The sequence below is a fragment of the Desulfosalsimonas sp. genome, from assembly GCF_055149105.1.
In genome coordinates this window covers 1-12369 of sequence record NZ_JBSRLA010000083.1, presented here as the reverse complement: position 1 = coordinate 12369, position 12369 = coordinate 1, and the positions used below count along the sequence as shown (strand labels likewise).

Annotated in this window: 9 protein-coding genes; 5 read left to right on the top strand and 4 right to left on the bottom strand. The window is 54.5% G+C overall.

The features are described from left to right. Positions 1-558: 558 nt before the first annotated feature. The 5 genes from ACTCIA_RS15155 (at position 559) to ACTCIA_RS15135 (ending at position 7272) form a co-directional block, all read left to right on the top strand. Positions 559-1182, top strand: a complete 624-nt coding sequence (locus ACTCIA_RS15155) for a TetR/AcrR family transcriptional regulator (RefSeq protein ID WP_463002646.1) — start codon at positions 559-561, stop codon at positions 1180-1182. Positions 1183-1281: 99 nt separating this feature from the next. Beyond that, entirely contained in the window at positions 1282-3093 is a 1812-nt protein-coding gene (locus tag ACTCIA_RS15150) for an acyl-CoA dehydrogenase (RefSeq protein WP_463002645.1), read from the top strand. Positions 3094-3341: 248 nt separating this feature from the next. Beyond that, positions 3342-5420 (top strand): (Fe-S)-binding protein, encoded by a 2079-nt coding sequence (locus tag ACTCIA_RS15145; RefSeq protein ID WP_463002644.1) that lies wholly within the window; start codon positions 3342-3344, stop codon positions 5418-5420. A 107-nt stretch (positions 5421-5527) separates the two neighbouring features. Continuing rightward, positions 5528-6316, top strand: a complete 789-nt coding sequence (locus tag ACTCIA_RS15140) for an electron transfer flavoprotein subunit beta/FixA family protein (protein ID WP_181552851.1) — start codon at positions 5528-5530, stop codon at positions 6314-6316. Continuing rightward, a complete protein-coding gene (locus tag ACTCIA_RS15135; RefSeq protein ID WP_463002643.1) occupies positions 6316-7272 on the top strand; it encodes an electron transfer flavoprotein subunit alpha/FixB family protein in 957 nt (318 codons plus the stop codon). The genes ACTCIA_RS15140 and ACTCIA_RS15135 overlap by 1 nt, the downstream gene beginning before the upstream one ends. A gap of 109 nt (positions 7273-7381) precedes the next feature. Here the strand turns inward: ACTCIA_RS15135 and ACTCIA_RS15130 are convergent, their stop codons facing one another. From ACTCIA_RS15130 to ACTCIA_RS15115, 4 genes are all read right to left on the bottom strand, one after another. Continuing rightward, entirely contained in the window at positions 7382-7591 is a 210-nt protein-coding gene (locus ACTCIA_RS15130) for a hypothetical protein (protein ID WP_181552853.1), read from the bottom strand. A gap of 514 nt (positions 7592-8105) precedes the next feature. Continuing rightward, complete coding sequence (locus ACTCIA_RS15125; RefSeq protein WP_463002642.1) at positions 8106-10073, bottom strand: transglutaminase TgpA family protein; 1968 nt, start codon at positions 10071-10073, stop codon at positions 8106-8108. Then, a complete protein-coding gene (locus ACTCIA_RS15120) occupies positions 10070-11032 on the bottom strand; it encodes a DUF58 domain-containing protein (protein WP_463002641.1) in 963 nt (320 codons plus the stop codon). Before ACTCIA_RS15120 ends, ACTCIA_RS15125 begins: the two co-directional genes overlap by 4 nt. Further along, on the bottom strand, positions 11029-11979 hold the full coding sequence (locus ACTCIA_RS15115; RefSeq protein WP_463002640.1) for an AAA family ATPase: 951 nt from the start codon (positions 11977-11979) through the stop codon (positions 11029-11031). The genes ACTCIA_RS15120 and ACTCIA_RS15115 overlap by 4 nt, the downstream gene beginning before the upstream one ends. Positions 11980-12369: the final 390 nt, after the last annotated feature.

Here is a 12369-nt window from a genome sequence, read left to right as displayed (position 1 = left end):
TTGCTCCCTGCTGACCGCTTGCGCGCTCAATGCGACTCGCAAACCACCCCCGGGCCGGCATCATGGCCGACTGTGTGCAAAGTTTCACACCAAGGGGATACAAGGCAACACATCTAAGTAACGTCAGAAAAAGTTACTGTTATAGCTCGGTCACGGGCCGCGGCCGGGGGAAACACTTCTAAGGAAGTCCAAGGGCGGGGTCTGCTTTTGAAGCGACATTGAGCGTTTTTGCGTGAAAATTTCAAACTGTTTGAGGAAGACAGGGTGAATTTGTAAATTTTAAGCAAAGGCATTTGATGAATCCGCAAAAACGATCAGGAGCGAAAAAGCTGACGCCGACCGCAGGACTTTCTTCCTTCAATAACAGCGGACGCAGTAAAAAGCTTTTTACGGTGCCATCAAGGAATAACCGTCCTGATTTTTTGTCTGTCTGACCTGGAATCGTAATTTCCGCAAAAGATTTTCCCTTGACAGGTTTGTTTTTGTTTTGGTAATGAATGAAGCTTCATTCAGTGAATGAGGGTTCATTCAATTTTTTGGGTCAAAACAAAGGCGGACATGGACAGGGAACAAGCAAGAACCGGGGCCATCAACTCCAAATACCATCTTATTCTGGATGCAGCAATAAAGGTGTTTGCCGAACAGGGCTTTCATCAGGCCACCATATCCCAGGTGGCCAGGGAAGCCGGCGTGGCCGACGGGACCATATACCTGTATTTCAAAAACAAGGCCGATATTCTGTCAAATTTTTTCAGCTACCGCAGCCGCCAGGTGTTTGATCGATTCCGCCAGGTGGTGGATGAAGCCGACAGTGCCGAAGAAAAGCTGAGAAGTCTGATCCGGTTGCATTTAAGCGAGTTTCAGCGGGACCGGAACATGGCCGTGGTCTTTCAGCGCGAAGCCTTGCTGGCCAGATATGTCAAGGATGAATACATCACCGAGGTCACACGGATGTATATGGATATTTTAACCGAGATTATCCGTCTCGGCCAGGCTGAAGGCACCATCAGAAAGCAGCTGCCCCTGGGCCTGGCAAAGCGTTTTATCCTCGGGGCGGTCAACGAGGTGATAAATACCTGGGTGGTCACCGGCGGGGACAAGGACATGGTGAAAATGGCCGACCCCCTGGTGGATTTCTATTTTGACGGCCTCGGCACCCGGGGCAAATCCGAAAAGGGATAAAACCGAACCCGCCGATGTTGCAGATCATGTGCAGGGAAAATGGCATTGCCGGTTTGCCGGCAAATACAAATCAATACGTTAACAAAAGGGAGAAAACAGATGGCACAACAAATTTCGGATCGCCGGGACATGGATTTTGTCCTGCATGAGCAATTAAACGTCGGGGAACTGAGCAAGAAGGACAAATATGCGGAGTTCAACAAAAAAACCGTTGATCTGGTGATCAACGAGGCCCGCAATCTTGCTGTAAAGGAAATCCTGCCCACACGCCAGGAAGGCGATGAAAAGGGATGTGTGTTTGAAAAAGGCAAGGTGACCACTCCTGAGATTTTCAAGCGCCCCTTTGAACTGCTCAAGGAAGGCGAATGGGTGGCCATGACCGAAGATCCCGACTGGGGCGGCCAGGGCATGCCCAGAAGCGTTTCCATGGCCGCGGCCGAGTATTTCAACGGCGCCAACTACTCCTTTATGATGTATGCCGGTCTCACCCACGGCGCCGGCCGCCTGGTGGAAACCTTTGGAACGGATCGCCAGAAAAACCTTTTTCTCAAAAACATGTATACCGGTAAATGGACCGGTACCATGCTGTTGACCGAGCCGGTGGCCGGATCCGACGTGGGCCGCCTGGAAACCAAGGCCATTCCCCAGGGCGACGGCACCTACAAGATCGAAGGCCAGAAAATTTTTATCTCCAGCGGGGAGCATGATCTGGCTGAAAACATTGTCCATCCCGTGCTTGCCCGCATTGAGGGCGCCCCTGCCGGAACCAAGGGAATTTCCCTGTTTCTGGTGCCCAAGTACCGGGTCAAGGAAGACGGCAGCCTGGATCAGTTCAACGATGTCAATTGCGTGGGCATCGAAGAGAAAATGGGCATTCACGGAAACGCCACCTGTACTCTGAGCCTGGGGGATAAGGGCGAATGCGTGGGCGAACTGCTGGGCGAGGAAAACAAGGGCATGCGTGCCATGTTTCTGATGATGAATGAAGCGCGTCTCCTGGTGGGCATGCAGGGTTTTGCCTGCTCCACAGCCTCTTATATCAACTCTGTGAATTACGCCAAGGAACGCATCCAGGGCCGTCATCTCACCCAGATGCTGGAAAAAGATGCCCCTGCGGTCCCCATCATCCAGCACCCGGATGTGCGGCGCATGCTCATGACCATGAAATCCTATGTTGAAGGCATGCGCAGCCTGCTTTATTACGTGGGCTGGTGCGAGGACATGGCCGACGTGGTTGACAGTGAGGAGGAAAAGGAAAAATACAAGGGTCTGGTGGATCTTCTGATTCCCATTGCCAAGGGCTATGTCACCGACCGGGCCTATGACGTGTGCAATCTTGGCATGCAGGTATACGGCGGCTATGGCTATACAAAGGAATATCCTCAGGAACAGCTGGTGCGCGACTGCCGGATCACCATGATCTATGAGGGCACCAACGGAATCCAGGCCATGGACCTGATGGGCCGCAAGCTCGGCATGAAAAAGGGCAAGCTGGTCATGGATCTCATGGGCGAAATTACCGCCACCATCAACACTGCCAAGGGTCAGGAAAAAGTCCAGCCCCATGCCGAAACCCTGGAACAGGCATTGAACAAGCTGGGCGAGGCAGCCATGCATCTGGGCAAAAGCGCCATGTCCGAGAAAATCCTGGATGCATTTGCCTATTCCTATCCGTTCATGGATGTGTGCGGGGATGTGTGCATGGCATGGATGCTGCTGTGGCGGGCCTCCATTGCGGAAAAAGCCCTGGAAAAGGCCAAGAAAAAAGATGTGGCCTTCTACGAGGGCCAGATCAAAAGCGCCCAGTTTTTCTGCAACACGGTGCTGCCCGCCACCCTGGGCAAAATCCAGGCCATTCTGGCCACTGACGGCGCTGCGGTGGAGATTGATGAAGCCTCCTTTAACGGGTAGGGCCCGGAAACGGTCATACCAAAATCATTTTGTTTAGAAATGCAGGCACAAAAGCAGGGGGGTTTTGAGGCGACAAGCCTCCCTGCTTTTGACGCAGGGAAATTTTTCTTGACTCCAAACCATTAATTAATTATTGCTGAAGGCTCATCTATAATATATCAAATGGCTTATGGAGCAGACATCCTGCTGCTGCGATAATAATAAGCAAATGCTCGAAATCATAAGATGAAAGGAGCAAGCGGCAAATCATGGAACATGTGCTGATTTCACCAGCAGCCTATACATTTTTCGGGATTCCCACGGTGATTTTCTCCGTGCTGATTCCCATTGTAGCGGTTGCCCTGTTTGCCTATATTGTTGCCAAGCGCCTGGCGCCCATTGTCAAGGCAAAGCCGGACTTTCGATTTGACCGGCCCAAAGACCGGATTCTCAATGTGCTCAAAATCTGGCTCGCCCAGTGGAAGCATCCCCGTTACATGACAGCGGGCGTGATTCATATCGTGATTTTTTTCGGATTTCTCATTCTCTCGGTTCGATCCACGGAACTGGTGATCAAGGGAATATCCGCGGATTTCGTGTTTCCCGGGCTCAATACCTGGGTGGGTGATATTTACTATCTGCTCAAGGATTACGCGGCCACGGCCGTGTTTATCGCAGTGGTGGCCGCATTTGTCCGGCGGGTGTATTTCAAGCCCGAACGCTATGCCTATCCTGAATCCTATGGTGAGGATCATACCTGGGAGGCGCTTTTGGTGCTGGGCTTTATTGCCACCCTGATGGTTACCGAGAGCCTGTTTGAAGCCGCTGAGGTGGCCGCCCAGGTCCAGGCCGGCGTTGATCCGGATTTCCTGGCCCCGGTGACGCTGGGGTGGCTGTTTAAAAACATGCTGCTCAACGCCTCCCAGCAAACCCTTCAGGGCGCCCATGTGATTTCCTATTACATCCATGACATCGTGTTTTTCACCTTCCTGTGCTTTTTGCCCCTGGGCAAGCATTTCCACGTGCTCACATCGATTTTCAATGTTTACTTCATGCGTCTGGAGCGCGGCAATATTCGCCCGGTGAAATACGGGGTCAAAGACGATGATCTCGATTCCCTGGAATCCTTTGGTGTTAAGCGTTACGAGGATTTTACCTGGAAGGACATCCTGGATTTCTACACATGCGCCGACTGCGGCCGATGTTCGGACAACTGCCCGGCAAATGCCGTGGGCCGTCCGCTTTCGCCCCGTTTCATATCCCTGAAGGGCCGGGATTATGCATTTGAGCATTATCCCCTGCGGGGCGATTTCATCAGAACCGATGCCAATATCATGGGAAAGGTTTATTCCGAGGACGAAATCTGGTCGTGTACCACCTGCGGCGCCTGCGAGCAGGAATGTCCCATCGGCATCGAGTATATCAACAAGATCGTGGACATGCGCCGGGGCATGGTCGATGAGGGCAATGTGCCCCAGTCCCTGCAAAAACCCCTGCAGTCTTTGGAAAAACGGGGCAACCCTTACGGCAAGATGGAAAAGAAGCGTGCCGAGTGGACCAAGGAACTCGCAGAAGAGTTTGAGGTCAATGTCCTTGAGAAAAAAGGCGCCACTGCAGACACCTTGTATTTTGTCGACAGCGTGACCTCTTTTGACGAGCGCATGCAGGCCGTGGCCCGGGCAACAGCCCGGATTCTGCACAAGGCTGGTGTGAATTTCGGCGTGCTGGGCAAGGCGGAAAAAGATGCCGGAAACGAGGTCCGCCGCTTTGGCGAGGAAATGCTGTTTCAGGAATTGAAGAATCAAAACATTGACGCCATTGTCAATACCGGGGCCAGGCAGATTGTCACCGCAGACCCGCATGCCTACAATGTCATGAAAAACGATTATAACAGCAATGACCTGCCGCCCGTGGAGCATATTGCCCATTTTCTGCTGCGCAGTATCCGAAACGGTCAAATAAAGCTCGGCAGCCTGTCCGAGGATCTGGCAGGCAAGACCTTTGTCTATCATGATCCCTGTTATCTGGGGCGGCACAACGAGATCTATGATGAACCCAGGGCGGTGCTGGATGCCATTGCCGGCCTGCGGCGGGTGGAAATGGAAAGAAGCCGGGACCGGTCCTTCTGCTGCGGCGGCGGCGGTCTGATGCTGTTTTATGAACCGGAAGAAGATGAGCGCATGGGCGTGCGCCGGGTGAGAATGGCCCGGGATGCCGGCGCAAGCGTGATTGTCACGGCATGCCCCTTCTGCCTGACCAACATTGAAGACGGCATCAAGGTGGCCGGACTGGAAGGCCAGCTGGAAGCCATTGATCTGTGCGAACTGGTTGCCATGCACATGCAGTAGGAGAAAGTCAGGTGTCATGGCTGCCTTCGGGAGGTCGGGCCCGGGACGGCAGCCGCTTATGGATTAAACAAATAGCGGAGTCTAACGAACAAGGTAGGGAGGAACATATGGAAATTTTGGTGTGTGTCAAACGCGTTCCTGATACCGCGGAAAACGAGATCGAGATCAACAGCGATGGAAACGACATTGAAAGAGACGATCTGGTTTACTCGGTAAATGAATGGGACAATTATGCAGTGGAGGAAGCCATCCAGCTCGTTGACGAGCACGGCGGTTCCGTGACCGTGATCACCGTGGGCGATGAGGAGTCCGAGGAAGTCCTGCGCCGGGAAATGGCCATGGGCGCGGAAAAAGGCATTCTGCTCGACGATGACGCCTTTGAGGGCTCAGACGGCCGGGGCATTGCCGCGATTCTGAAGGGTGCCGTGGAAAAAGGCAATTACGATCTGATTCTTACCGGCGCCCAGGCGGATGAGGGCTATGCCCAGGTGGGCGGGATGCTGGCAGCCATGCTGGATTATCCCTATGCATCCCTGGTCAACATGATTGAGCCCGGCGACGGCAAGCTCAAGGTCGGCCGGGAAATCGAGGGCGGCAACCAGGAAGTCAACGAGATCGAACTTCCCTGCGTGCTTTCAATCCAGACGGGTATCAATGAACCCCGTTACGTGGGTATCCGCGGCATTCGCAAGGTGGCCTCAGTGGATATTCCCACCATGGGAGCCTCTGATCTGGGACTGGATGCCGGTTCCGTGGGCGAGGGCGCAGCCAGGGTCAAGCGCATCGACTACTTCGTGCCGGAGATGGGCGAAGGCGCTGAAATGCTTGAAGGCAGCACCGAAGAGATCATCGACAAACTCATTGAACTCTTAAAGTCCAAAGGAGGGATAAAGTAATGGCCCAGATTTTTGCCTATATTCTGCATTCAGACGGTGCGTTGGATGATACCGCCCTGGAACTGCTGGCAGCAGCCAAAAAAATCGATGCCAATGCCGAGGTGACCGCTATTGTCACGGGCAGCGGTGTTGACGACGCCTGCAGCAAAGCGGCCCAGGCCTACAAAACCGTATGGAAAATGGACAACGAAGCGCTTTCCTATCCCAACGCGGAAGTGGTGCGCAAAGCACTGATCAACACCCTGCCCGCAGACGCCATTGTTTTAATGGCCCATGATACATTCGGCATGGACCTGGGCCCCGGGCTTTCCATCAAGCTCGATTCGGCCTTTGCCTCTGACGTGGTGGATATCGAAGGTGTAGAGGGAAGCACCATGAAGCTCATCCGCCAGGAATTTTCCGGCCAGGTCAGCGCTCATGTGGATTGCGACATTTCCGCGGGTGCTGTGATCAACGTCCGGCCCGGGGTTTTTCAGGCCGCCGAAGGCCAGGCCGGTGAAGTGGTGGACAAGTCCGGTGAAATCGGCGATGTTTCGGCCAAACGCAAGTTTGTCGAGGTTCTGGAAGCAGAGGCCGGAGAAGTCGATATCACCAAGTCGGATGTGCTGGTATCGGTTGGCCGCGGCATCGAGGATGAAGACAATCTCGAGATCGTGTTTGAACTCGCCGAGGCCATGGGCGCAGACGTGTCCTGTTCCCGGCCCATCGTGGACGCCAAGTGGCTGGAAAAAGCCCGTCAGGTGGGAACTTCCGGAAAGACCGTAAAACCCAAGGTTTACATGGCCATGGGCATCAGCGGTTCCTTCCAGCACATGGGCGGCATCAAGGGCAATCCCTTTATCATTGCCGTGAACAAAAACCCCAAGGCCCCGATTTTTCAGGTGGCAGACGTGGGTGTGGAAGCCGACATCCTGGAGTTCATTCCCGAACTCACGGAAAAAGTCCAGGAACTCTAGTTTCTGTTGCGGAATTTTTTGCGGAAAAAGAAATAAAATCGGCTGGTGCAGCATTTGCTGTGCCAGCCGGTTTTTTTTATTTGAAACGCTGAGTTTGGGTGACAGAAAATTACAGTTTTTCAGGCTCGCAGAGGTATTCTGCGCTGTTTGCCGCACGGCCGCAATTTTTGCAGACAAACTGCGGGTCGCGGACATATTTCTTGTAGTCTTCTGTATTGTTTTTCACAAACCCCACGGCACTGGCCACGCAGAGGTGGGATTCATGTCCGTAGTGCATGTCCGGGATCTCAAAGGGCAGCGGGAAAATATCCTTTGCCATTGTTGCCTCTCCTTTCTGGTTTTTGTCATCATCAGTATGTGATTGCTGGTTTCCACACCCACAAACTATGTCTGATCCCGGGCAAAGTCAAATTCCGGTGCCTTGTTGCGTGGCGGTTTTCGCATGCGGCCGGCCTGGGGCGGTTTGCTCCCTGCTGACCGCTTGCGCGCTCAATGCGACTCGCAATCCGCCCCGGGCCTGCCGCATGGCCTGTCGCCGAAAGGTCGTGCAGGCACGTGGAAAACCAATGGCTTTTATCCTTGTTTTGGATTGGTTATTTACAAGTATAAAAGGAGGTCCATGGGCTATGGGGTGGTGCCGCCCTGGCGGGCGCATTGCACGTTGGGCCGGCCAGCAGTTCTTGGAGAAGCGGAGCGGCCGCGGCCGAATTACTTCGGCCGCAGCGAAGCAAGCCTTAGAACTGCCCGGCCCGAGTGCGCGAACGCCAGGGCGGCACCACCCCATAGCCCACGCGCAAACGGTTGTTTTGGATTTTCGGGATTCGGACAAAACTTCAAACAGAAGGCTTGTCTTTTGCCGGGGCAAAGGCCCGGACTTTGGCGATAAACTGTTTGCGGGTGTTTTGCCCTGTTGTCTGCCGGTAACGAAGGGCGATATAAAGGCGGGTGATGTCATGCACGGGTTTTTCCAGGTCCGGGCGTTTTTGGGCCACATATTCGGCAAATTCCAGGGGGCCCATGTGTTGTGGCCGGACAATGCCGGCCCGGGCCATTTTTGCGCAGAATTTTTCATAATACCGGGCTTCGGGCGCTGTTTTCATTCCTGCTGCCCGCTTGTGGAGCCGGGCGTATAGCAAAAACAGGCCTGCTGCCCCGGCTGCGGCTGCCAGGAGCATTAAAAAAGGGCCTTTCCAGGATTGGGTGTCAATGCCCAGGGTTTTTAGCAGGGCCTGCTGCTGCTGTTTGGAATAAGCTGAAAACCAGGCCTCCCATTGAAGGCTCAGGGCGTCCCAGCCGAGCCGGACCTGGTCAATAAACGATGTAATGGGTCTTAAGTATTTGCGGGCAAAATTTCCTCCCAGCTCGCCGGGCTGAAGCGAGCCCTCAGCCCCCTGGTCCAGGCGCTCCGGGGCCACTTCAAGGGTGGGATCCACCCGGGTCCATCCTTTTTCCGGATACCACACCTCCACCCAGACATGGGCGTCAGACTGCCGTATGATCAGGTATTGCGCCCAGGGATTGACCTGGCCGCCCAGGTATCCGCCCACAATGCGCGCCGGCACCCCGGCGGCCCGCATCAGAAAGGCAAAGGCGGATGCATAATGCTCGCAATAGCCCTTGCGGGATTCAAACAGGAAATCGTCAACCGGATTATGTCCCAAAAGCGGGGGCTGCAGGGTGTAAACAAAGTTGTTGTCCCTGAGAAAAGAAAGTGCATTTTCGACAATTTCCCCAAATCCCGTGGAATTTTCCGCCAGGTCCGCAGCCAGGTCCCGGGCCCGGGGATTGGTCTTTTGCGGCAGCTTCAGGGCGTCTTTGACTCCGTAATCCACGGAGGCGGTGTTATACCGGGTATAGGAACGCATCTGGTATCTGCGCTTGCGGGTGATGCTGCGCCTGGACACAACCGTGAAATCGCGCTTCAGGGTCGTCCGGCGCGAAGGGGCCTTTGCGGGCAGATCCAGGGCAAAGATCCATTGCTGGTTGTGGGGCTCAAGGGAAATGGTGTATTCCACCGCTTCGCCGCCCTGGATGGATTGATTCAGTTTCGGGATCCGGTCTGCACTGTGCCAGGCCCGGCCGTCAAATCGTGAAAACACAACCCCACGCCAGTATCGCTGCTCCGGAGGAATCACCGGGCCGTCAAACTGCGCGCGAAAGGCCGGATCGTTGTTTTGCACCAGGTTTGCCACTGATCCAGGGCTGAGTTGATCTGAAAATCCGGTTTGGCCAAGATTGGTTTGTGAAAACCCCACCAGGCTGCCTTCCAGGCGGGGAAACAGCAGAAAGAGCAAAATCATAAGGGGCAAGGCCTGGGCCATGACAAGGCCTGCTCGCCGGGCGCTTGTTTTATACGTGCCAAGCGGATCATTGATGCGCACCAGGGCGGCTGTGGTCAGCAGCACAGAAAAAAACATATACAGGGTAATGGCAAAGGTCTCGGATCGCAGCAGGCTGCTGATGATGATAAAGTAGGCGATAAATACGGTAATCATCCGGTCCCGGTGGGTGCTGATTTCAAAAGGTTTTAACGCGGCCATCACTGCCAGCAGGCCCACGAATGCATCCGAGCCGAACCCGATGCCGTAGGTGGCCACAAGACCGGCTATGCCGGCCACAGAAAGCAGAATCCGTACCCTGCGCCCGGGTTGGGACCAGCCGGTTCTCATGCATAACAGCAGATATGCCCACATGGCAGCACACCACGCGGTTATCCAGGGGGCCATCTGCAGGGTGTGGGGCAGGATGGCCGCAGCCAGTGCGGCTATCAGTGCAGGAAGGTATTTTTTTTCCGGATTCATTTGTCCACGGGCTCCTGATTGATTCCAAACAGGGCAAGGGCTTTTAAGCACCTGTGGCGGTGGTCACTGCCGCTGCCCGGTGCGATAAAGGATCCGGGCAGGTTCAGGCCGTATTCCATGTTTGCGTCCGCAGCCCTGCGCACCAGGTCGCAGAGCTGAGACAATCGTGTTTCCGTGTCCGGGCCGGTCATTTGTTCATAGTCAAACACCAGGTTGCTGCGGCCGTGGCCGGCAAATTCCTTGGTAAACAGACCCTGGCCCCGGGACAGGGCCTTCCATGAAATCCGGCGGACCGGGTCACCCGGCTGATAGACTTTCAGGCCCAGAAAATCGTCTGTTCCGGACAGCAGCGGCGCGGAGTCCTGGTTTGTTCCCCCTTCTGCAATTTCACTGAATTCAAATGCCGCGGCAATGGGGTTGGGATAAACTGTGCAGAAACAATTGAGCCGAACCCGGGTCCATGCATAAAAAAGGCCCAGGGGAAAGCAAGTGGACACGGTCAGGGGACCCGGGACGAGCAGCCCCCGTTTTGGGGCGGCCACCCTGACCGAAATGCGGGCCTCGGCATCCGGGCTCAGGTTTTCAATAGCGGAGCCCGGGTTTTCAAAAAAAAATTCCAGGGCGTTTCGCCGGCGGCCTTCCGGCGATATCAGAAAGACAAACACGGCTGTTTCCTGTGCAAAAACAGGGCGGGCGGAAACAGATAAAATTTTTAACCCCTTCAGGTTGCGGTGAGTGTGGACCATGGACACAACCGCCATGGACCCGAGCAGAAACACCAGCAAAAAACCCAGGTTGTTGTTGTAATTAATGGAGCCGGCCAGCATGGCCGCCAGCACCAGCAGAAACATCAGTCCGTGCCGGGTGGGCAGAATATAGGTGTTTTTCCGGGCCACGGTCCAGGGCAGGTGCCGGACGGAAGCGGGATTTAAAAATTTTTCAAAAAAAGGCCATTTCAAAGCGGCACCGGGATTTCAGCCAGAATTTCCATTAACCGGTTTCTGCCGATTTCCGTGCGGTCCTGTCCGGATCGCAGCCGGTGGCCGGCCACCCAGGGCAGGATCTGCTGGAGATCTTCGGGCAGGGCATAATCCCGGCCGTGCAGACAGGCCCAGGAACATGCGGCCCGGATCATGGCCAGCCCGGCCCGGGGGGAAAGACCCACGTGAAAATGGTCGCTGGTACGGGTGAAATACAGGATTTCCCGGACATAGTCCACAAAGGTGTCAGAGGTGTGCACGTTTTTGATCTTTTTCTGGATGGCCCGCACATCGTCTTTGTTCATATTTGCCTCAATGGTTTCCAGCGCGTCCTGCGTGCCCTGGCCTTTGAGGATCTGTTTTTCCGCGGCCCGGCTGGGATAGCCGATCTCGATGCGCATCAGGAAACGGTCGAGCTGGGATTCGGGCAGGGGAAACGTGCCTGCGTATTCCAGAGGATTCTGGGTGGCAATGACGAAAAAGGGCGGTTCCAGGTGCCGGGTTTTGCCCTCAAACGAGACCTGTCCTTCTTCCATGGCTTCGAGCAGTGCGCTCTGGGTTTTGGGCGTGGTCCGGTTGATTTCGTCTGCCAGCAGCACCTGGGTGAAAACCGGGCCCCGGTGAAAATGAAACAGCCCGGTTTTTTGGTCGAATATGGATACTCCGAGGATGTCGCCGGGCAGCATGTCGCTTGTAAACTGCAGGCGCTGGAACTCCAGCCCAAGGCATTTGGCCAGGACCTTGGCCAGGGTGGTTTTGCCTATGCCCGGCAGATCCTCGATCAAAAGGTGTCCTTCTGCAAACAGGCAGGTCAGTGCCAGGCGCACCTGGGCTTCTTTTCCGAGCACCACCTGGCTGATTTGCGTCACAATGGCTTCAAACTGCTCATTCATCTGCCGGTGCTGCGCCGTTAATGGGTTTTTCATGCTGCAATCCTTGAAGGTTAGGTAAAAGTCGATTTTTTGCTCTTTGATCATTTGAGCGTAATTAAATCTAACAGAAACCATTTGCCAATGCCAGTCCAGGTTGGACAAGTCCCCGATCTTTCAGCCTTGTTTTGCATGCGCCCCGGCGGTTTCCGGTGCAGCCAGGGCTGTTTCGCAGTCAGATGACTTCAGCAATTCCGGGGAAAGCGGGATTTTGTATTGAAAGGCGGGCGAGTTTCATTTTAGATAAGAAAAAGCGGATGGAATCAGCTTTGATAAAAACGCAAAAAGCTTCTTCTAAGTAACTTCGTTCAAGGTTCAAAGTTCAAGGTTCAAGGTTCAAAAGAATAAAATCAAAGCTTTTAAGCATGCGGCAAAAAGTTATTTGCA

Bases quoted from the DNA above. Each gene is read 5' to 3' on its own strand.
- ACTCIA_RS15155 (WP_463002646.1), top strand. From the start codon at position 559: ATGGACAGGGAACAAGCAAGAACCGGGGCCATCAACTCCAAATACCAT.
- ACTCIA_RS15150 (WP_463002645.1), top strand. From the start codon at position 1,282: ATGGCACAACAAATTTCGGATCGCCGGGACATGGATTTTGTCCTGCAT.
- ACTCIA_RS15145 (WP_463002644.1), top strand. From the start codon at position 3,342: ATGGAACATGTGCTGATTTCACCAGCAGCCTATACATTTTTCGGGATT.
- ACTCIA_RS15140 (WP_181552851.1), top strand. From the start codon at position 5,528: ATGGAAATTTTGGTGTGTGTCAAACGCGTTCCTGATACCGCGGAAAAC.
- ACTCIA_RS15135 (WP_463002643.1), top strand. From the start codon at position 6,316: ATGGCCCAGATTTTTGCCTATATTCTGCATTCAGACGGTGCGTTGGAT.
- ACTCIA_RS15130 (WP_181552853.1), bottom strand. From the start codon at position 7,591: ATGGCAAAGGATATTTTCCCGCTGCCCTTTGAGATCCCGGACATGCAC.
- ACTCIA_RS15125 (WP_463002642.1), bottom strand. From the start codon at position 10,073: ATGAATCCGGAAAAAAAATACCTTCCTGCACTGATAGCCGCACTGGCT.
- ACTCIA_RS15115 (WP_463002640.1), bottom strand. From the start codon at position 11,979: ATGAAAAACCCATTAACGGCGCAGCACCGGCAGATGAATGAGCAGTTT.